This window comes from Actinomycetota bacterium (assembly GCA_005888325.1).
Lineage (GTDB): Bacteria > Actinomycetota > Acidimicrobiia > Acidimicrobiales > AC-14 > AC-14.
In genome coordinates this window covers 2,192-22,819 of the sequence record VAWU01000010.1, presented here as the reverse complement: position 1 = coordinate 22,819, position 20,628 = coordinate 2,192, and the positions used below count along the sequence as shown (strand labels likewise).

Genomic DNA, 20,628 nt, shown 5'->3' with positions numbered 1-20,628 from the left:
CTCAGTCGTCGACTGCGCCGCCGGCCGCGGTCGCAAGAATCGCCAAGAAGTGACCCCAACCGCCGTGGTGCTCGTCGCGAACGCCGATGGGCAAGCCGGTGTGACGCAGGGCGAGGATGGTGTCATCGCCCTCGGGGGTGAGGGTGATCTCCACGAGCGTCGAGCAGGGTGCGATCGCGGGCGCGCCTTCGGTCGGGTCCCAGCCGAAGCTGAAGACGATCCGTTCGTGGGGGACGAGCTCGACGTACTCGCCACACAGGTGCCGCCGGGCCGCGGGTCGAGCTCGGCCGCGGCCCCCCACCAGTCGCACATCCGCGAGGGGTCGGTCCAGTAGCGCCACACCGTCTCCGGCCGCGCGTTGATGCGAACGGTCTGCTCGACAACGGTGCTGTCGGAGTTGGTCACCGTCGCCTCTCCTTCTTTGACGAGCGCTCGTGGGCGCGCGCTGCTCGCCCGCGCTCGGGCCACTCCTCACGTTCCGCGGCCGCCTTGAGCCGCGCTAGACGGTCGGACCACAGCTCGTCCACGAACGCCGCGGCGTCGCGCAGCCCTTCACGCCGCCAGCGGTAGAGGCGACGGTTGCCCTGGGGGCGCACATCCACGAGCCCGGCATCGGTGAGCACGCGCAGGTGCTGAGAGACGGCGGGCCGGCTGATCGACGGGAAGTGCATCGCGATCTCGCCCGCAGGCAGCTCACCGTCGCGCACCAGCCGGAGGATGGCGCGCCGCGTCGGATCCGCGACCGCTCGCAGCGACTCGTCCATCAGCTCCTCCGGCATTGCGCTTGCACTCCTCCCCAACGTTCGCGACTGTGTAAGGAGTATCTTACATAGATTGGAGCGGCACATGGACGTGATCGACTTGCTCGAGCAGACCTTCGTTCACGCACACACGGTCATCGGCGGGGTGCGCGCCGACCAGCATGGCGAAAGGACGCCGTGCGACGAGTGGACGGTGCGCGACCTGCTCGAGCACATGATCGGTGTCGTCGCCGGTCTCGGCTCTGCTGCTGCCGGCCGGCCGCCGTCGCCGTTCGAGCTGGCCGCCGACCCCGCCGGACAGTTCGACGAAGCCGCGGCCGCCGCGCTGGCGGCGTGGCGCACCCCAGGGGTGCTCGACCGTGTCATCGACGCCGGCCCCGGCCCGATGCCGGGGCGCGTACTGGCCGGCATCAACCTGCTCGACACCGCGACGCACACGTGGGACCTGGCCACCGCCACCGGCCAGTTCGCCGAGCTCCCCGAGCCAGTGGCGGTCGCGGCGATGGAGGCGAGCCACATGATCGTGTCGCCTGAGATCCGATCCGGCCGCTTCGGGCCCGAGCTGACCGTCCCCGACGACGCCTCCACGACCCGGCAACTCGTCGCGTTCCTGGGTCGCACCGCGTGAAGTGCTCGTTCTGGGCCGACAGCTTCAACGGTGCGGGAGTGCATTCGCTCACCGCGACGTCAGCTCCGCGTTGCGGCCCGCGCATTCGTCGCGTCAATGAAGGCGGCGCGTCCGTACCAACTTAGAGACTGGCCCCCAACGGCGGATCGTCCCACAACCGCAGGCGCTTCCAGAGGCGCTTCGCGACCGGACCGACGAGGCCGAGCTCGAGAAGCAGCGCCCGCACCTTGCGCAGCGAGTCACGCACGCTCTGCGCCGCGGGCCCGTCGTGCGGGTAGGCCTCACGCAAGACGGCCTTGGGGATCCCATACCGGCGGACGAGGTCCTTCGACGGGCGCATCATCACGCCGGCCATCGTGTGCAGGATGATCGGCGCCTGAATCGACATCACGGCGCGTCGCCAGCGCGGGAGCTTGGGCACCGTGCTGCGCAGGTACTGTCGGGCGAAGGAGAGGTGTCGGGCCTCCTCCGTCACGTGGATGCGCATGATGCGCTCGAGCAACGGGTGGATGTCGCGGCCACTGCGGAGCACCGTGCGCTGCACATGGTCGATCGGGTCTTCGCCGCCGAGCACGAAGACGAAGAACTGCGCCGGGAAGCGTCGCGCCATCGCGATGACACGTCGGGCCCCGAACTTCATGTCCCACGTCAGCCCGTGCACCTCCAGGCCTGAGCGGTTGACGAACTCCTGGAACATCAACGAGTGGTGCGCCTCCTCGATGACCTCGTGGTAGGCGTAGCGGAACTCCGGCGCGCCGTCGGGCAGCTTGAACGCGTACTCGAGCAAACCGCGCTTGAGAATGCTCTCGAACTGCAGGCCGGCCTTCATGTTCGCGACGATCGCCCGCAGCCCGATCTCGGCCCGCGTCTCGGGCGGCAGCGATCGATACCACTCGGTCGCACCGAGTGGACTGTCGGGCTCGAGCTCGAAGCGCGGATCATGGCGGTCGATCGCCATCTCAGGCGCGTCCCAGTCGACGTCGGCGTAGGCATCGAAGTGCTTCACGACCGACTGCTCGCTCAGTCGGCGCACGAGGTCGACGAAGCGGGTGTCGTGTTGCTCGTCGTCGATGGAGGTGGTCGCTGCGTCGATCATCGAGATTCTCCTTGGGCGGATGACAGGAAGGAGCTGGTGAGGAAGTTGAAGGCGCCTCGAACGGCCTCGAGCTCGTGCTCGGGGACGCCCGCGATCCGGCCGATCGCCAGGCCGTCGAGCACGCTGAAGGCGAGGCGCATCGCGATCGCCGCGAACTCGCGTTCGCCGAACTCGTTGGGGAACATGGCCTGGAACCGGTCGATCGTGGCGCTGGCGAACCGACGCTCCACCTCGACGAAGCGCTCATGCAATGCAGGCGACCGCCGGGCCGCCACCGCGAGCTCCAACCAAGCGTCGAACGACCTGCCGAAGCACTGCGACCACAGCAGCTCGAAGGCCTCCGCCGGCGTGCGTCGATCGGTCGGGAGCTCGTCGAACGCGATGCCGTACTCCTCCACGCGCCGGGCCAGGAGGTGCTCGATCGAGGCGAGCACGAGGTCTTCCTTGCTCGGGTAGTGGTGCACCTGCGCACCACGAGAGACGCCCGCCCGGCGGACCACCTCCGTCGTGCTCGTGCCGGCCCAGCCGAGCTCGACGAGGCAGTCGATCGTTGCGTCCAGCAGCCGGGTGCGCGTCGCCGCGCCCCGCTCCGCCTTGGTCAACCGGGGCGCATCCACGACGTCGGTCACCCACGCAGTATCGACCAGTGGTTCCACACAGTCAAGCCTGTATGGAACAAAAACCAGGCTGTCGCCCGTCGCTGCCACCGACAAGGGTTGAGGCATGCCCCGACGACCCCTCATGTGGGTGGCGATCGTTGTCGCCGGCGCGATGCTCGCCGCGTGCGCCAACGAGAGCCGCACACCGGCGCGCAGATCGGTTGCGTCGACCGCGAAGCGCGGTTCACACACCGGAACGAGCGGGCCATCGAGCCCGCCTCGCTCCGACGCAGATCCGACCTCGTTCGCGACACAGTCGCCCGCGATCCGCGGTCGCGAGCGGCTCGTCGTCGAGGCGGTCTACACGCCGGTGTGCGGTCCCGCGGGCCCCACTCCCTCCACCGATCCATCGTGCGGACCCAAGAAGCTCGACGGCGTGATGATCACGGTTCGCGATCGCGCCGGCACCACTGTGGCCGAGCGGGCGACCGACGCTCGAGGCACATCGACGTTCCCGCTGGCCCCTGGCGAGTACGAGGTGACGGGCGCACCCGATCCTCGCGCCCACATCACGCCGAACCCGCAACGGGTCACGATCGGGGCAGCGACCACCGTCACCCTGCGGTTGCGCTACGCCTCGGCCTTCCAGTGAGGGCCGTGAGGTCGGCCCGCGCGGGCCGACCTCACGGCACCACTCACTTCTTGCCGGTGCCGCCCTTCATCACAAGCGTCGCTGCGTTGGTGTTGTTTCCGGCCACCGGATCCGGAGTCGCGCTGTTCACCGTAGCGGTGTTGCTGATGGTGCCGACGCTGCCCTGTGCCTGAACCTCGATCACGAAGGTCACCGATGCTCCCGCGGGCACGTTCTCCGATGTGCACGTGACCGTGTTCGTCGCCTTCGCGTAGGTGCACTGCGGCGACAAATACTGCACCGTGAGCTTCTTGGCGTCGAGAGGCAGCGTGTCGGTGACGGTCACGTTCTTCGCATCGGACGGGCCGCCGCTCCCACAGTTCGGGCTCGGGCTGGACTGGGCATCGGTCTCGCAGCCGGCGTCGTTGTGCACGACGAGGCTGTAGACGATGACCGGGGAGGGGTTGCCCGAGCGTGGCACCGCTTGCTTGTCGATCCACAGCTCGGCCTCCGCCCGCACGGTCGTGTCAGCCGTAGCCGTGTTGTTGGCCGCGTTCGGGTCCGGGGTGTCGCTGCTGACCGTGACGGCGTTGCGGAGCACCGTGCCATCGGGCACCGACGGCGAGACCCTGACGGTCAGGTACACCGTGGCCGTTCCGCTCGGTTGCAGCGTGCCGAGCGCACACTGGACGACACCTGTCTGCACGAGCGTGCAAATGGTCTGGCCGTTGCCGTTCACGCCACTCACGTAGGTTGTGCCTGCCGGCAGCACGTCGCTTGCGACCACACCGACGGCAGTCGACGGGCCGCCGTTCCGGGCGACGATGGTGTAGGTGAGCAGGTTTCCAGCCGTCACGGGGTCGGGCGAGTCGGTCTTGGTGACGCTCAGGTCGGCTGATCCGTTCACGGTGGTCGACACGCTGTCCCGGTTGTTCGCGTTGTTGGGATCGTCGGTCGAGCTCGAAACCGCTGAGTCGTTGACGAGGATCGTGCCGGGCGGCACATCGGGCGCGACGAAGATGACAACCGTGATCGTGGCCGTGGCCGCGCTCGTCATGTCACCCAGGTTGCACCGCAGGTCGCGCGCGCCGGGCTGGCCGAATGTGCAGCTGCCCTGCGACGTGCTCACCGACACGAAGCTGGTGCCTTGCGGGATGGTATCGGTCACGACCACGCTCCTGGCCGTCGACGGACCGTTGTTCTGGACCGCGATGCTGTATTGCATCTGCGTGCCGGCGGTCACCGAAGACGGCCCCGTCTTGTCGATCGCGAGATCGGCCGCACCGGTGAAGGAGATGGTGCCAGTTGCCCGGTTGTTCGGGTTCTGCGGATCAGGCGTGCTGCTCGAGACCGTCGAGACGTCGTTGACCTGAGCCACATCCGCGGCGGTCACCGTGATGCGGATGGTCGACCGACTGCCGGCCGGCTCCGTTCCGAGGTTGCACGTCGTGCTGAACGTCGTGGTCGGCCCGGAGGTCGTCGGGGCACACGTGCCGGACGGCGTCACCGTCACGCTCGTCACCGAGAACGGCGTGGCTGATGTCAGCACGTCGGTGAGAGTGGCGTTGATGGCGTCGGACGGACCGAGGTTGTCGACGTGGATGTCGCAATACCCCGACGTCCCCGCCTGAGCCGGGCCGTTCGGCTGGCACACCTTGGTCACCGCGAGGTCGGCGGATGACTGCACCGTGGTGGTTGCCGTCGCGCTGTTGTTGCCGGGGCTGGTGTCGGACTGGTTGCCGGCTGCCACGGTGGCCGTGTTGGAGATCGTGGCCGATGGGGCGTTGCCGAGGTACCCGGAGGGAACCTTCACCTGGATCGCGATCGTCGCCGTCGCACCCGGCAGCATGTCGCCGAGCGGACACGTCAGGGTCCCCGCGACGTTCGTGCATGCAGGCGTGGTATTCAGCAGCGTCACGCCCGCAGGTAGCACGTCGGTGGCGGTCACCGCGTACGCGGTGTTCGGTCCGCCGTTGGTGACGTTGAGCGTGTAGGTGAGGTCTTGGCCGGCGTAGACCGGATCCGGCGCATCCGACTTGGTGATGCGCAGGTCGGTGGCACTGCACGAGGGCAACCGGAACGAACCGATTGTCGTCTGACTGTTGTCTCGTTCGCCCGTGAACCAGAACGTGCAGTCGTCAACCGGGTCGACCGTCAAGCCCGCGTAGTCGCCCCAGCGAGCGGTGTTCTCTGCTTGCGTACCGGCGATGAGCGTCTGCTCACCCTGCGGCATGGAGCCCAGGGCGTCGGTGGAGTGACGTGCCGTGTAGCGCAGGCCGGGGAAGACCGACGTGCCGTCGGACACCGAGTAGCCGATGGCGATGTTGCCCTTGCCGTCCATGGCGGTCGCGCCCATCCAGCGGTGTACACCATCAGTTGGGGCGTAGGTGCCCTGCTGGAAGATCGACCAGCCCGTGCCCGTGTTGCGCAGCTCGTAGAAACGAACACCTGCCCGATTGTTGCCATCCGCATCGACCGTGTGGTTGACCACGATCGACTGGTGATCACCGAAGTTCCGATACTGGAGCCGGGCCATCAGCCGGTTGGCGAGCGCGTCCAGCCGTTGGCTCGGGTTGCCGCCAACGGGCGGCTGCGGGATGCACTGACGCGCGACGCCGTCGGTGGGCCACGTCGTGCAGCCGAGGTCTGAGTCGAACGCGGCGGTGTTCAGCGTCGTCACCAGGTTGAAGGTCGAGTTGGCCGGGTTGACCCAGTCGGTGTGGAACTCTCGGATCTCCAACCGGTCGTTGCCGCCGTCGAACGCTCCGTCGAGCATCATCGTGAAGTAGTTCGGCGCGCCGGCCGGTGGCGGGTTGGCACCGTCCCAGTCCGACGGCAGGATGCGGTTGCGGCGCCCGTTCACGCCGTTGCCCGCGCCGATGCTGAAGGACTGGAACGTGGCAGGCGAACCGCTGAGCATCTGCGCCCGGTCGAACACGTAGGCGCCGACGTTTCCGCCCTCGAAGGTGGACATGTAGAGCCCGTCGGGCCAGATGCCGTACTTCATGTAGTCCTGCGACCGGGGCAGATTGAACTGGTACACGAACCAGTTGCCGGTGGGATCACCGGTCTGCGAATAGGCCGTGCACATCGGGAAGGTGCCCCCCGGCCCGGTCGCCGAGTTCGGGTTGGTGAACTGGCTGATCATCCACCGGTCGACCTGCTGGTCGTAGAGGACGATCGGATCACCCGCGTTCTGATTGCGGCACTGGTCGAACCCGGTGCCCGGCTGGGTGGCGTTGATCCAGATCTGGTTGATCGCGGTCGACGCCAGCCGGGTGTTGCCCTGCTTGTCCCACACCTGGATGTTGGTGTTGACCATCTGGACGTAGTCGTTGGGACCGACGTCACCGTTGGGATCGGGTGGGTTCGCGCCGGTGTTCTGACCCGCGAAGGAAACGAGCGGCGGCGTCAGCTCCTGCGCCGCCTCGCCGCCGGCACCCGCGTTGCTCTGCGCGACCGGATCCGGTTGCGGGGTCGACGCAGTCTGCGCCGTCGTGCTCACGCCGAGGCCCTCGCCGGGTGCCGCCGAGCCCCCCGGACGCCCGCCGAAGTCGCGCAGCGGCTTGATGGTGCGCGCACCAGCGAAAGGAGAGCTCACGTACGGGCCGTTCTTGCTGCGGGTCGTCGTCGAGGTCTGCGACGTTCTCTCCGCCGGCGGGTTGAACACAGCCGCGCCGACCTGCAGCACGAGAAGCGCGCCGAGGAGCGCGCCAAACGTGCGTCGAATCACGCGCCGCACCCCTTGGTCGCGCGCGTAGTGCCGCGGTTGCCATCTCTCCCGATCGAACAGATGCACTCTCCTACTCCCCCCTGGTGGCCGCCGGCGTGCGCCGCCCTACCTCGTCGAGGGGGACTATGGAGATGCGGCCGTCACCGCACCGTCACGGCTCCGTCACCGAGGCCTCAGGATCGGGACCGCACCTCATCATCATCGAGGCCGAATCCCGCAACGAGGTGTGTCATCGCGGGAGAGGGACGAAGCCCGAGCTCGTCGCGCAGGAGCTTGCGGCACGTGCGGTACTGGCGCAGCGCCTCTACGACGTTGCCTTGGAGGAGATGAACCCGTACCAGGCGCCCGTGGGCGCTCTCCCGCAAGGGCTCGGCCGCCACGGCCGACAGCCCGGCCTCGATGGCCTCGGCGAACCTTCCCCTTGCCGCGAGCTGAGCACAGAGTGACTCCAGAGCCTGTAGTCGCAGCTGGCGAAACCGCTCTGCTTCGACGACCACCCAATCCTCGTACCAACCGGGAAGCAGATCAGCGGCGAGGCCTGACGGGTCCAGATCCTCTGGCGAGCACGCGCCGGCTCCGCGAACCAGTCGGGCAATACGAGCGATGGCGTGCCGATGGTCAACCGAGACGTTTTCAGCCAAGCGGATATGCGTGGGCGACACGTCCAACAACCTGCGGATGCCCAGTTGGTGGAGGCGCCACAGGACTGATCGCAGGCAGCCCCCCGCCCGCTGATCAGTCGCATCGGGCCACAGCGTCCCGGCCACCTGGGCTCTGCGCATCCACCGGTCATGGATGCCGAGAAACGCGACGAGCCGTTGGCACGTCAGCGGCAGCTGCACGAGACGCCCATCGTGACGAAGCTCGAACCCGTTCAACAGCAGCAGCCATATATCGGCGGTGGGCGCACTAGCCGTCCGGCCCCGCTCGGGAGACAATGCCCGCACCGTGGCGGTCATCGACTGGCGCGGGTGGCTCGGCAGCGGTCGGCGTCAACGTACCGACACCGGACCTTCTCGACCAGCATCTCTCTTCCTTACACTGGTGCCCCCCCGAGCCGTGGGAGTTGTAGCTGTGCCCGGAGTTCTCCGTCCATAGGTCTGATGACCCAAAAGCGCGCAACGAACTTCTTTGGGCCACATCCATAGGTGCCGGTCGCGATGAGTGCGATCCTCGTGCGGGCCCGGAGCGAACTGCGGACGCGGCGCGCCTGGCTCGGCCTGGCTCTGGTGGCTGCGCTCGGCGCGGGCGCGGTGATGACCGCCTCGGTGGGCGCGCGGCGAACGGACAGTGCCTACGGCCGCTTCGACCGCGCGCAGCGAGGCGCGGACATCGTGATCTTCCCCGAGTTCGGGCCCGGCATCGTCGCCCCACCCTTCGAACAGGTAAGGCGACTCCCGCAGGTGGCGACGGCGGGACGAATGCACCTCCTCGTGTCCGAGCCGGTCCTCGTCGTCTTCGGCGAGGCGCCCGTCGGGACCCGCATCGACCGGCTCAAGCTGCTGAGCGGCCGGCTCCCCCGCGCCCTCTATGAGGTCGCGGTGGGTTTCACCTTCGCCGAGCGCCGCCGCGTCCACTTGGGAAGTCGCATCCCGGTCCGCTTCGCGCCGTCCCCCGACAGCCCGGACGCCCGCATCCGAGCCAGCCTGCGGGTCGTCGGGATCGAGGCCTCCCCCGGTGAGTTCCCGCCCCAATTCGAGGCCGGCGTCGGCACCGACGTTGCTCACGTGGGCCCGGCCACGTTCTCGGCTCTCCGCGGCAAGGTCCTCACCCTCAAGGAGACGGTGGTGCGTCTCCGGCGGGGGGCGGCGGACATCCCGGCGTTCGTGACCGGGCTCCACCGACTCGTCGGAGGACAGCCCGAGCTCAACTCGATCCGGTCCCAACAGGCGGCGAACGTCCAGCGTTCTATCCACCTCCAAGCCGTGGCGCTGTGGCTTCTCGGTGGCCTGCTAGGGCTGGTCACCCTGGGAGTCGTGAGTCAGCTCCTCGCCCGCCAGGCATTCGTCGAAGCTGCCGAGCACTCCACGCTCCGCGCCCTGGGGATGACCCGCGGCCAGCTGTGGGCGTTGGGCATGGTCCGGGCGGGCGCGATCGGCCTCGTCGCGGCCGGGGCCGGGGCGGCCCTTGCGGTGTTCGCCTCCCCCCTCACCCCCATCGGGACGGCCCGGGTGGCCGAGCTTGACCCGGGCGTGACGGTGGATGCGTGGGTCCTGATCCTCGGCGCAGCGGCCACGGTGACCCTGGTCGTGGCCGTGTCTGCCTGGCCGGTCTGGCGCGCGACCGCCGCCGCCCGGCCGGGTCTCGCACCCGGGGACGAAGGCCGGCCGTCGGTGGTCGCACGAACGAGCGCCGCCGCGGGACTGCCGCCGACGCTGAGCGCAGGCGTGCGCATGGCCCTCGAACCAGGGCGAGGCCGGACGGCCGTGCCCGTGCGCAGCTCGCTCCTCGCGGTCATCGTCGCGGTCGCGGCGCTCGTGGGGACGCTGAGCTTCGGCGCCAGCCTCGACCATCTGCTCGGGACGCCGCGCCTCTACGGGTGGAACTGGGACGCCCACGTCACCACCAACACCGATACCGGTGACGCCGACGCGATCGTCCGGTCCATCGGCGGCGACGCTCGCGTCGGAGACCTGGCAGCGGTGGACACGCCGCCCCTGGCGATCGGTCGCACCGAGTTCGACGGGCTGTTCCTGCGCCAGGCCAAGGGTTCCATCCATCCGGTCGTGCTCGAGGGCCGCGCGCCCCGAGGGCCCAATGAGGTCGCCCTCGGCACCGAGACCCTTCGACAGGTCCACGCCCACGTGGGCGCGAGGGTCAGGATCCGGATCACCGCCATCGCCCCCAAGCCTGCGACGTTCCGTGTCGTGGGTCGGGCGGTCGTCCGGCCTCAGTCCGACACCGCCCGTCTGGGGAGCGGCGCGGTGCTCGACTACGCCGCTGAGAGCCGGCTCGTGCCACCCGGCGTCCATCCACCGCCGATCAGCGACGTCGAGCTCCGTCTCGCCCCCGGCGTGGACCGTGCCCGCACGCTCGCCGATCTCGCCAAGCACCTGGGAAGCGACTACCAGCTCACCACGCCGCGGCGCCCGGCCGACCTCGTCAACTTCGGGCGAGTCCAGAACCTGCCGTTGATCTTCGGCGCCATCGTCGGCCTCCTGGGCGCCGCCACCGTGGCCCAGACCCTGATCACCTCGATTCGCCGCCGTCGCCGCGACCTAGCCGTCCTCAAGACGCTCGGGTTCTCCGCGGCGCAGGTGCGCGGAGCGGTGGCCTGGCAGGCGACGACGTTCGCGGTGTTCGCGGTGGCCGTGGGCCTGCCGCTGGGTGTCGCGGCCGGGCGGCTGGCCTGGAGCGGGTTCGCAAACCACCTCGGAGCGGTGTCCGAACCGGTCACCCCGCCCCTGGCGCTCATCGTGACCGTGCCGGCGGCCATCCTCGTCGCCAACCTGATCGCCGCCGTGCCGGCCGCGATCGCGGGCCGTATGCACCCCGCTCCGGTCCTTCGCACGGAATAGGGCATCGGGATCGGACTCTCCCTCCCGGAGGGAGATCCCGAGCTCGTCGAGCCCGGCCGAAGGCTCAAGTAGCCGTTTCCAGCGTCGATGCTCTTTCGGTATGGCTGAGTCGTCCACCCCGAAATTCCCGGGTGGCGAGCTTCCGCCGCCTGAGCGACCGGCGACGCGCAACACCACCCGCGTCGTCGCCGTGATCGCGCTCGCCGCTACGTTCGTCTACCTCGCCTGGCGCATCACCGAGACCGTGAACTGGTCGGTGTGGTGGGTCGCCGTACCGCTCGTGGTGCTCGAGCTCCACGCCGCCGTGAGCCTGGCACTCTTCGCGTATGCCGCCTGGGACACGACGTCGGCGCCGGAAGCGGCGCCCGCGCGGATCGCTCCCGGACGGGTCGCCGTGCTGATCCCCACCTACAACGAGCCGGTGGAGGTCCTGCTGCCGACGGTCGCCGCGGCCGTCGCCCTCGAGCCGACGCACGAGACCTGGGTGCTCGACGACGGGAACCGGCCCGAGACCGAGGCGCTGGCCCGAAAGCTCGGAGCGCACTACCTCGCGCGACCGACTCACGAGCACGCCAAGGCAGGCAACATCAACCACGCGCTCGAGGTCGTCGCGGCTGATTTCATCGCGGTGCTCGACGCCGACCACGTGGCGATGCCGGGCTTCCTCGTCCGCACCCTCGGATATTTCGCCGACCCTCGCATGGCGGTCGTCCAGACGCCGCAGGACTTCTACAACGTCGAGTCCTTCGAGCACGAGCGGCACCAGTCCTGGTTCAAGCGCAACCGGGAGCTTCAGCTCTTCAACGAGCAGGAGCTCTTCTACCGCGTCATCCAGCCGGGAAAGAACCGCTGGGGTGGAGCGTTCTGGTGTGGGACCGGCGCAGTCGTACGGGTTGACGCTCTCCGAGAAGTCGGCGGCGTGGCGGTCGAGACGGTGACGGAGGACATCCACACCACCATCCGGCTGCACCGGCGCGGCTGGCGAAGCGTGTATCACAACGAGGTTCTCGCCCGGGGCCTCGCCGCGGCCGACTCCGATCAATATGCCGCGCAACGCGTGCGGTGGGGTACGGGCGCGATGCAGGTCCTCCGGGTCGAAAACCCGCTGTTGGTGTCCGGCCTCACTCTTCGACAGCGGGTGTCGTACGCGAGCACCGTCCTCGGCTGGTTCGAATCGTGGCGCTCGCTCGGTTACCTGCTCATCCCTCCGCTCGTGCTGTTCACCGGCGCGGTGCCGATTCGAGCTGCCCCTGACACATTTCTGCTCGCCTTCGGCGCGACGTTCCTCCTTCAACGACTCGCGCTGCAGCGCCTTGCTCGCGGACGCGCGCCCGCTTTGCTGTCCACCGTGTTCGAGCTCGTGCGCATGCAGTCCAACGTGCGCGCGACGCTGACATTGATCACCCGTACGCGCACGAGCTTCAGCGTCACGCCCAAGGGTCGCGTGGGTGACGATCGGCGACGAGGTCGGGTGCCTGTCCTTCTGGAGGTGGTCCTCGCGTTGAGCCTGGCCGCTGCCGGGTGGTTCATGGCATCGGCCGCCGGGCTTACTCCGCTGCACTACGGGGTCACGTGGGCCGCCTACGGCGCCGCCCTCTGGCTGGTTGTGAACTGCGCGTTCGTCGCCGCCGCGGCGGCGCGGGTGCGTGATGAGCGGTTCGCGGGTGATCGGCGGGCTGCCGTCCGTTTCGACGTCCACATCGACGCTGAGCTCGAGCGGCGCCCTGTCATCGTCGATGACATCTCCTTGACCGGCGCACGCGTCGTCGTCCCCGAAGGCACGATCGAGATCGGACTGACCACCAGCGAGCTGCGCGTGCAGATCGGTGGCGACCACATCGCCCTCGGCGCCGTCGTGCACTCGCGGCGGCCCGCCGGGAAAGGAAACGAGGCAATCGGGCTGGAGTTCGCCGAAGGCCAGGACGATGTTCGGTCGCGGTTGGCGCTCGCGCTCTTCCAGACGAACGCCGACCCGATCCTCGTCCCGGTACCGATGGAGTCGGACGGCGATCTCCCCGCCGCCAACCGCTCGATGCCCTCCACTGCTGCCTGACCGGACTCCGCAGTCCGTCGATGCCAAGCGGTAGCTGACCAACCGCAGGCTGTAGAGGAATGAGTCAAATACCCCATCGAATTGTGGGTTGCCAACCTCGACAATGACTGCACGACAGGAACCAACGGGGTGCCGTCGAAACAGAAGAGACAAGGGAAAATGGATCTGGTTACCGTTTGGCACTATCTGCAGGCGAAGTCCAACATCGCCGTCGACGAGAAGGGCGCCAGCCTGGTCGAGTACGCGCTCCTCGTCGCCTTGATCGCCGTGGTGTGCATCGCCGCCATCACGCTGCTCGGCAACAGCGCCTCCACCAAGTTCAGCGTCGTGGGCGGCTCGATCGGCGGCTCATAGCTGAGCAGGCTCGCAGTGGGCACGGGGTGCTTCGAGCACCCCCGTGCCTGCGCCCGGTACCCCCTTGCCGAGGTAGGCCATTTGCGGCACACTCGCAGTTAGCACACGGAGTGTGGCTGCCTGATTACGATTTGTAGTCGCTAGCAACGCAGGTCCACGGACCTGGAGGGGGGAAATTGTGGAGCGTCGCCCACGAGCGCGGGACGAGCGCGGCACGAGTCTGGTCGAGTTCGCCTTGATCCTGCCCGTGCTGGTGCTGTTCATCTTCGGCATCATCGACTTCGGCTGGGCCTTCTCCCAACAGCTTTCGCTCAAGCACGCGGCCCGCGAAGGCGTACGGGCGGCAGTGGTCAACAACGGTGCCGCCGCCCTGACCAACGCGCAGCTCAAGGCCCTCATCGTGAGCCGGAGCAGCGGGGTCGACCTTGCCCCTGCCGACAGCCACATCTATCTGAGCCGCACCGACTCCAACGGCGACGGCCGGGCGGACTCGGGCGACCTGGCACGGGTGGAGGTGTGCGTGCCCTTGCAGTCCCTCAGTGGCGTCTCGAGCCGGTTCTTGAGCGGCACCCTGCGGGCCACGGTCGAGATGCGCGTGGAGCAGGACGTGACGTGGAGCACTGACACCGGAGCCGACCCATGCGCCTAGTCACCCGGACTCGCCGCGACGAGAGCGGCGTCACGATCATCCTCTTCGCCCTCACGGTCGTCGTGCTGCTCATCATGGCGAGCTTCGCGGTGGACCTGGGTCAGACCTACAACGAGCGGAACCAAGATCAAGCCAGCGCCGACAGCGGCGTGCTCGGTGGCGCCCTCAAGCTCTTCACCACCCCGGCGAACCCCGTCAGCGCTGCGGTGGCCGAGGCACGCGACTTCGTCGACCGCGACCTCGGGCGCGCCGTGCCCGCGGCAGCCTGGACGAACTGCACCGACAGCGGCCACCTGTACTGGACCTCGGACGACCCCGCGCTCGGCGTGGCCAATGCGAGTCAGTGCATCAGCTTCGATCAGGGCTTCACCAAGATGCGCGTCGTCGTGCCGACCCAACAGGTACGCACCGCCTTCGCGTCGGTGATCGGCATCAACTCGTTGTCCGCCACCGCCTTGGCTGAGGCGGGCGCCGCGGGCGCGGGTGCAGCCGGCACGTTGCCATTCTCCGTGTTCAGCGGGGCAACCGCCGGCAACGAGACCTGTCTCAAGGGTGGCACGAACGCGAGCTCCTCGAGTGACTGCGGCGGTTCCACGAACGGGCAGTTCGGTGCGTTCAACCCGTATTTCTACACCGCGGTCAACGGCAACCCGGCCAGCATCTGCACGTCGGGCGATCAGACCCAGCCCCTGGCCCGAGCCGTGGCCGACGGCCTCGATCATCGAATCGGCTTCTACGCTTCCTACACCGTCGGCGACCCCGAGCGGCGCAACGGCTCGGGCTGTCCCCAAGCCGCCCTGCCCGCGCTGCCCAACACGGTCGACCGGAGCCAGGGGTTCAGCTCGAACGACGTCACCTTCGGGTTCCTCGCCGGCGGCGCCTGGCCCTCCAACACCGATGCGTTCACCGGGCGCCTCACCAGGGGCCCGTATGTGAGTGCCAACGTGAGCATCTTCGGCCGCAACATCGACAACTCGCCGCTGTGGGCGTTCATCACGTCGAATGCCAACCTGCCCGCCAGCTGCGTGACTGCCCGCGCCCAACCCACGAGCTTCTCTCCCGCGTCGGCGCCGCTCTACAAAGCCACGATGAAGCAGTGCCTCGTCGACTGGGCCGCGCCGAATGCGACCTACGACCAGCTCTTCGTGACGGACCTGGGCCGCAGTCCGCGCTTCGCCTCGGTCCCGAAGTTCGCCGAGACGCAGAACGCCGCCGGAACCTTCTTCCACGTCGTCGGCTTCGTGCCCGTCTTCGTGGAGGCCATCTACTCGGGCGTGCCCTCCAACGGCACTTGCACCAACTCGGTTCCCAACGCCATCCCGCCGAACAGCGGCAACGGCACGACCTGCATCCACGAGCCCGGCCTGTCCACCACCATGTCCCAGAACAACAACAACAACGGGCGCCTGGACTCGGTGAGCGGTCTGGTGCTGGGGTGTCGGATGCTGGCCCGGGATCAGTGCCAGGCGCTCAGCACGGCGAACCCCAACGACCCCAGTGGCATCATCTTCACGCTGAACCTTTCCCGCTGAGGCGCGCGTGCGTCGACTTGGGGGCGGTGGGGTATGCCCTCGGCCATCGGGCGCGGCAGGGAGGGGCTACAGGATGAACCGATCGTCGAAGCGGGTGCGCGGCATCATCGTGGCCGGGGGGATGGCGGCCTGCGGCGTCCTGGCCCTCGCGTTTCCTGCGGGCGCGACACCTACCACGGTGGGATACCGCGACTTCTCGTACGCCGGCACGACCGCACCGACGGCTGACAAAGGGCAGAGCAAGCTGTGGTTCCACGACTCGCGTTGGTGGGGGGTGCTGTTTCGTCCCACGCCCAGCGGCGGCAACTTCTACATTCACCGCCTCGATGCGACCACCCAGAGCTGGGTGAGCACCGGTGTGTTGGTCGACCCCCGCAGCAACGTTCGCCCCGACGCGCTGTCGCACGGGTCGCAGCTCTATGTCGCCTCCTCCAGCCCGAGCCCGAACGCCACGCTCGACCGCACGATCAAGTTCTGGCGCTACAGCTACGACCGCGTGGCCAAGACCTATCACGTCGACCCCGGCTTCCCCACCACCATCGGCCAGGGCCAGACCGAAGGTGTGGTCATCGACCGGGACAGCAAGGGGGTGGTGTGGGCCACCTTCGTGACGAACGGCAAGGTGAAGGTCACCCACACGAACGGCTCCGATGCGCTGTGGGTCAAGCCCTACCAGCTGCCGGTAGGGACGGCGGCCACCGTGAAGCCGGAGCCCGACGGCGACGTCTCGGCGGTCGTGCACTACGGCGGCACCAAGACCGGCATCATGTGGAGCAACCAGGCCGTCGCCGATCCCAACACCCAGCCGATGCACTTCTACTTCGCCGTCCACGTCGACGGCGCCAGCGATCAGTCGTGGACCCTCACCACCGCGGCGTCGGGCATCCGCGTCGCCGACGACCACATCCACCTGCAGGCCTTGCCGCCGGGTGATCCGGCCGGGTCGCTGCTGGCGGCCGTCAAGACGTCGAAGACCGTGAGCACCGACCCGCTGAACGAGCTCCTGGTACTACGCGCCGGCACGTGGAAGCCCTACACGTTCGGGACCGTGGGCGATGGCCACACCCGTCCGATCGTCCAGCTCGACGCCGACAATCGACAGGTCTACATGTTCGCCACCTCGAGGTGCTGCACCGGTGGTTCGATCCTCTTCAAGCGCACCAGCCTGGACGCCATCGCCTTCCCGCCCGGGAAGGGAGCGCCGTTCATCAAGAGCGCCACCGACTTCCACATCTCCGATGCGTCGGGCACGAAGCAGCGACTGGGCCACCGGACGGGCGTCACGGTGCTGGCCGGGGATGACCAGACGGACTTCTACCTCCACAATTACCAGGCCCTCTGAGCGCGGACACCCGCGGGTCCGGCGCGCCCCGCGGCGCGCCGGTGATACCCCGGATAGAACGACTGAGCCTGTGCGGCAGGGCGATCAGTCGAGATTGGCGCAGGCAACCTTGTTGGCGGTCGACGGCAGCGACAGGTCGTGGACCACGACGGACAGGGTGTCCGGGTTGGCCACGTAGTCGGCCGTGGTGTCGACATTGGCGATGCCCGCCCCGTTCGCAAACCACGGCCCGTCACCCGGCCAGATCTCGTTCGGCGGCGTCGCCCCGGCGACCGGACCATCCTGCTGGAAGTGGCCGTCGGCGTCACCGTTCTCGCAACGCTGCTTGTGGACGTGCGAGGCGTAATGGCCGCCGGGCGTGAGGCCGTCGACATGGATGGTCACGAAGGTGCCCCCGCTGGGACGGCGCACGAGCTGGGCGCGGCCACCGATGTCCTGTCCGGCACCGGCGGCAAAGGCGTGGAAGTCGCCCCGGGCGACGACGCCCTCAGCCGACGAGGCCGCGGGGCCGAGCGCCATCAGCAGGCCTCCCGCGGTCAAAGCCGAGACGGCCAGGGTCGAATACTTCAGCTTTCGCTTCATGCTGCTTCCCCTCCATGTGGGTGCCCGACGACGTTCCCCGGGTCTCGTGGACCACGGTAAGAGGACGGCGGGGGCGCGAACACCGTGTGTACCGGCATGTTCGAGGTCGTGTCCACCCCATGACCGGGGGTGTTCATGACATCCCGGAGCCGAGGCGGTGTGGTGTCAGCGCTCCTCCCGACGAGCGCGCTTGACTCAGTGAAGCGTGAAGGCCACCGCGGAAGCGCCTGCGGCAACGACAACGTGAGTCCCCTTGGCCGCGGGAGTCGCGAAGCGCGTGACGTCGCCGACCTCCGCGCGGAAACGCTCGGCCCCCGACGTCGCGTCGAGGGCGTGCATCGTGCCGCCTATGTCGACCGACCACACCGCGCCGCCCGCGACGATGGGGGACCCGACGCTCTTGCCCACCGCGCGCCACGCGACGACGAAGCGGTTTGCTTCTACCCGCAAGGCCACCAGCCCGTCCTGGCACGGGACATACACGTAGGGGTCGGACCAAGCGGCGCCGCCGTAGGCGCCCCGACAGACGCGTGCCGAGAACTGCTCACCGCCGACCTGACCCAGGTGATCGGCGGCGAGCAGGTAACCGGTCCCCGCCTTCCCCGCCACGAAGATCCGTCCGCCACTCAAGAGGGCCGGTCCGAGCGAGCCGATGTCGACGTCGCCTCGATTGAGCTGAACCCAGTCTCTGTCGGCGAAGTAGTCGGCGACCACCAGGTCGGGGGTCAGCCGGATGACCGCGTTGCCGTAGTCGAACGCCGAGGTCGATTGGCTGTTCCCGGTGGCGACGTAGAGTGCGCCGTTTCCATCCACGGTCGGCCCGGGTGGCGCCCAGATCCCGGCCTCGCGAGCGGTGGGGACCTCGTAGCTGAGCAGATCGCCGCTCCCGTCGAGCGCAGACGCCACGACCGCGCCCTTGTAGGGCCCACAGTCGCCGAAGAGTCCGCCGAAGGCGACGTACACCCGCCCACCGGAGATCGTCAGCGCGCCGCGTTGTTGCTCAACGCGCGGATCGAGGCCGGGTGGGTCGATCGGCCGGTGGAACCTCACATGTCCGTTGGTGAGGTCGAGCGCGAAGAGCTCGTGATGATGATCGCCGCGCAGGAAGGCCACCGCGAACAGCGTCTGAGCGGCGACGTCGATCACCGGCGTTCCGGTGATGCCCGACGGATCGATGTTGCCGCAGGGCAGGTCGGCACCGGCGACGGGCTCACCCAGCGCGGCGCGCCACGTGACCGTTCCGTTCGCGGCGTCCAGGGCGTAGACGGAGTTGGCTTCAGTGGCCAGGTACACCCGGTCCCCCACGATCAGCGGAGAGGCGTAGATCGTCGCGTCCAGTGGCGTGGAACGCCATGACTGGCGGGGCTGCCCGAGCGACCCGTCGCCGCCGACGCCGGTGCGGGCCGCGTCGTGGTGGAAGGTGGGCCACTCATCTGTCGAGCTCTGCCCGCCGGCGGAGCTCGGTCGCGACGAGGACGGCGAGGACGCTCGAAGCCGCGGCGTGCGGTTCCCCCCGGACCCGCCCGATGAGCACGCGGCAAGCAAGGCGACGATGCACAGCGCGCTCCCGCGTCGGAACGGGACGAGGGGACGCATTCGTCCGGCCATGGCATCGATCGTATGGTGTGCGGCCCCGTTCGGCGCTCGAGTCAAGCGACCCGGCGGCGGTGGCTACCGCTTCACGATCTTCTCGACGCCGCTGTAGTCGATCCGGGTCTGCCGGCCCGTCGTCTTCGCGTAGTTCATGATGAAGGAACCGGATCCGGTGATGGCTCCTCCGGGACCGTTCTGCAGCTGGCCCCGACCGGAGCCGTCAATGATCCGCAACACATCCCCATTGGGCGTGTTGGCGCCCGGATCGCCGGCATCGGCGGTCACCCAGGCGTTCACCGTGTCCTTGGTGGTGACGGCGATGACGTCATTGCCGGCCAGGGCCTGAATGCCCAGCCGTTCGAGGCTGCCAGTCACTGAACGCAGGGCGAGCAGCGTCGCGACCTGGCTCACCGCCGTCGTGTCCACCAACGCGGTGATGGTCTCCGGGTTGTTGGTCCCCGCGATCGTGGCGAGGTCACTGCCCGCGAGCGCGTCGAGGCTCAGCTGGCTCACTGCGGTGAACGCGATCAGCTGGCCCACGCCGACTCGGTTCAGGTTGCCCGCGGCCGCGCCCGTCGGTCGGTAGGCGATTTGGTCGTCGCCGGGGGTGCCCAGGATGTCGAGCGGTCCGTTGCCCGTGTCGAGGTTCACAAAGGGAATGCCGACGATGCCGATCTTGCCGCTGGCGCCCGGCACCCCGGCGTAGCCGTTGACCGTCCCCGCCCCGAGGTCGACGGTCACCGGACCGACGTTCTGCACCGCCGTCGCGCCAGGCAGTGTGAGGGACTGGTTGGCGATGGTGACCTTCAGCGCGGACGACGGCGAGCTGACGTTTCCTGCCAGGTCTTCCTGGGTCGCGGTGATCTGGTAGACGCCGTCGCCCAGAGACCCGGTGGTGATCTGATACGCGCCGGTGCCCGATGACGCCGTTCCTTCCCCCACGAGCAGGCCGTTGGCGTAGAGGCGGACGATGGCGTTTGGCGCAGCCGTCCCCACGAAAGTCGGGCGCGTCAGGGTGGTGACATTGTCGTCATCCACGCCACCGGTGTCGGCGGAGGACAAGAGGTCGGGCGGCCCGAGCGTGCCCGGCGAGCCGGTGATGATTCGCACCGCCAATGCCCCCGACTCGGGTCCGAGGCCCACCGCGTGAGGCGTGGGCGACCGCGGATCGATGATCACCGCACGCGCGGTGATGAAGTTGAGGCCATTCGACAGCGCGACCGCCGGGGTCACGCTGAAGATGTCGCCGCCGACAGGGAGCGCGTAGCCAAGCAGGGTCCCGTTGCCATAGACCGCGACCTTGTAGCCGGGGGGATCGGTGGCCGGGTTGGTCCCAGCCGAGAACGCGACGCCGGCGAGGTTCGTCGTGTCCAACCGCACCAGCAACGTCGGTGTCGCGTTGGCGGTGACGTTGTCGGTGCTGCTCGAGCCGGTATCGCTGCCTGGGGCGAGCGCGACGCCACTGGGCACGGGTGCCGCGACATTGGCCAGGTTGAGGTTGTAGACGTTCAGCGAGGGGAACTGGGTCACCGCCGCCGGCGCGCCGGGATCCGCGTA

At 68.6% G+C, this 20,628-nt stretch carries 18 protein-coding genes and 1 pseudogene (1 of these 19 running past the window's edge); 8 read left to right on the top strand and 11 right to left on the bottom strand.

Going from position 1 to position 20,628, the window contains the following annotated elements; translation table 11 throughout:
• Window position 1: 1 nt before the first annotated feature.
• The 3 genes and pseudogenes from E6G06_01700 to E6G06_01690 all read right to left on the bottom strand — a co-directional run bounded on the left by E6G06_01700 (window position 2) and on the right by E6G06_01690 (window position 764).
• Window positions 2–340, bottom strand: coding sequence for a hypothetical protein (locus E6G06_01700; protein TML93576.1), 339 nt, complete (start codon window positions 338–340; stop codon window positions 2–4).
• Window positions 250–468, bottom strand: a pseudogene (locus E6G06_01695) (SRPBCC domain-containing protein). Before E6G06_01695 ends, E6G06_01700 begins: the two are co-directional and overlap by 91 nt.
• Window positions 402–764 carry a winged helix-turn-helix transcriptional regulator gene (locus E6G06_01690; protein ID TML93575.1) on the bottom strand — a complete coding sequence of 121 codons (363 nt, stop codon included), beginning with the start codon at window positions 762–764 and terminating at the stop codon, window positions 402–404. The pseudogene E6G06_01695 and the gene E6G06_01690 overlap by 67 nt, the downstream one beginning before the upstream one ends.
• On the opposite strand from E6G06_01690, the gene E6G06_01685 reads away from it, so the two are divergent.
• Window positions 718–1,389, top strand: a complete 672-nt coding sequence (locus tag E6G06_01685; protein ID TML93574.1) for a TIGR03086 family protein — start codon at window positions 718–720, stop codon at window positions 1,387–1,389. The two genes, E6G06_01690 and E6G06_01685, sit on opposite strands and share 47 nt — an antisense overlap.
• A 121-nt stretch (window positions 1,390–1,510) precedes the next feature.
• Here E6G06_01685 and E6G06_01680 read toward each other — a convergent pair whose 3' ends face one another.
• Window positions 1,511–2,485 carry a diiron oxygenase gene (locus E6G06_01680; protein TML93573.1) on the bottom strand — a complete coding sequence of 325 codons (975 nt, stop codon included), beginning with the start codon at window positions 2,483–2,485 and terminating at the stop codon, window positions 1,511–1,513.
• Window positions 2,482–3,210 carry a TetR/AcrR family transcriptional regulator gene (locus E6G06_01675; protein TML93572.1) on the bottom strand — a complete coding sequence of 243 codons (729 nt, stop codon included), beginning with the start codon at window positions 3,208–3,210 and terminating at the stop codon, window positions 2,482–2,484. The genes E6G06_01680 and E6G06_01675 overlap by 4 nt, the downstream gene beginning before the upstream one ends.
• On the opposite strand from E6G06_01675, the gene E6G06_01670 reads away from it, so the two are divergent.
• Window positions 3,209–3,736, top strand: a complete 528-nt coding sequence (locus E6G06_01670) for a hypothetical protein (GenBank protein TML93571.1) — start codon at window positions 3,209–3,211, stop codon at window positions 3,734–3,736. The genes E6G06_01675 and E6G06_01670 overlap by 2 nt on opposite strands.
• A gap of 43 nt (window positions 3,737–3,779) precedes the next feature.
• On the opposite strand, the gene E6G06_01665 is transcribed toward E6G06_01670, so the two are convergent.
• A complete protein-coding gene (locus tag E6G06_01665; protein TML93570.1) occupies window positions 3,780–7,448 on the bottom strand; it encodes a DUF11 domain-containing protein in 3,669 nt (1,222 codons plus the stop codon).
• A gap of 173 nt (window positions 7,449–7,621) precedes the next feature.
• The gene (locus E6G06_01660) at window positions 7,622–8,407 is read right to left on the bottom strand and encodes an SARP family transcriptional regulator (protein TML93569.1); all 786 of its coding nucleotides are present in this window, start codon (window positions 8,405–8,407) and stop codon (window positions 7,622–7,624) included.
• A gap of 201 nt (window positions 8,408–8,608) precedes the next feature.
• Here E6G06_01660 and E6G06_01655 point away from each other — a divergent pair, with 201 nt between their 5' ends.
• The 6 genes from E6G06_01655 to E6G06_01630 all read left to right on the top strand — a co-directional run bounded on the left by E6G06_01655 (window position 8,609) and on the right by E6G06_01630 (window position 16,896).
• Window positions 8,609–10,966 (top strand): ABC transporter permease, encoded by a 2,358-nt coding sequence (locus E6G06_01655; GenBank protein TML93568.1) that lies wholly within the window; start codon window positions 8,609–8,611, stop codon window positions 10,964–10,966.
• Between the two features lie 100 nt (window positions 10,967–11,066).
• Window positions 11,067–13,019 carry a glycosyltransferase gene (locus tag E6G06_01650; GenBank protein ID TML93567.1) on the top strand — a complete coding sequence of 651 codons (1,953 nt, stop codon included), beginning with the start codon at window positions 11,067–11,069 and terminating at the stop codon, window positions 13,017–13,019.
• A 159-nt stretch (window positions 13,020–13,178) separates the two neighbouring features.
• Entirely contained in the window at window positions 13,179–13,373 is a 195-nt protein-coding gene (locus tag E6G06_01645; GenBank protein ID TML93566.1) for a Flp family type IVb pilin, read from the top strand.
• Between the two features lie 175 nt (window positions 13,374–13,548).
• A complete protein-coding gene (locus E6G06_01640) occupies window positions 13,549–14,022 on the top strand; it encodes a pilus assembly protein (GenBank protein ID TML93565.1) in 474 nt (157 codons plus the stop codon).
• Window positions 14,013–15,554, top strand: coding sequence for a hypothetical protein (locus E6G06_01635; protein TML93564.1), 1,542 nt, complete (start codon window positions 14,013–14,015; stop codon window positions 15,552–15,554). Before E6G06_01640 ends, E6G06_01635 begins: the two co-directional genes overlap by 10 nt.
• A gap of 73 nt (window positions 15,555–15,627) precedes the next feature.
• Entirely contained in the window at window positions 15,628–16,896 is a 1,269-nt protein-coding gene (locus tag E6G06_01630) for a hypothetical protein (protein TML93563.1), read from the top strand.
• 84 nt (window positions 16,897–16,980) lie between these two features.
• Here the strand turns inward: E6G06_01630 and E6G06_01625 are convergent, their stop codons facing one another.
• From E6G06_01625 to E6G06_01610, 4 genes are all read right to left on the bottom strand, one after another.
• Window positions 16,981–17,478, bottom strand: coding sequence for a superoxide dismutase family protein (locus E6G06_01625; GenBank protein ID TML93562.1), 498 nt, complete (start codon window positions 17,476–17,478; stop codon window positions 16,981–16,983).
• 195 nt (window positions 17,479–17,673) lie between these two features.
• On the bottom strand, window positions 17,674–19,086 hold the full coding sequence (locus E6G06_01620) for a hypothetical protein (GenBank protein TML93561.1): 1,413 nt from the start codon (window positions 19,084–19,086) through the stop codon (window positions 17,674–17,676).
• Window positions 19,087–19,149: 63 nt separating this feature from the next.
• The gene (locus tag E6G06_01615; GenBank protein TML93560.1) at window positions 19,150–20,601 is read right to left on the bottom strand and encodes a hypothetical protein; all 1,452 of its coding nucleotides are present in this window, start codon (window positions 20,599–20,601) and stop codon (window positions 19,150–19,152) included.
• Window positions 20,598–20,628 carry the end of a hypothetical protein gene (locus E6G06_01610; GenBank protein TML93559.1) on the bottom strand. 680 nt of this gene lie beyond the right edge of the window, so only the last 31 of its 711 coding nucleotides appear in the window; the start codon falls outside the window, past its right edge — the gene reads right to left on this strand; it ends in the stop codon at window positions 20,598–20,600. The genes E6G06_01615 and E6G06_01610 overlap by 4 nt, the downstream gene beginning before the upstream one ends.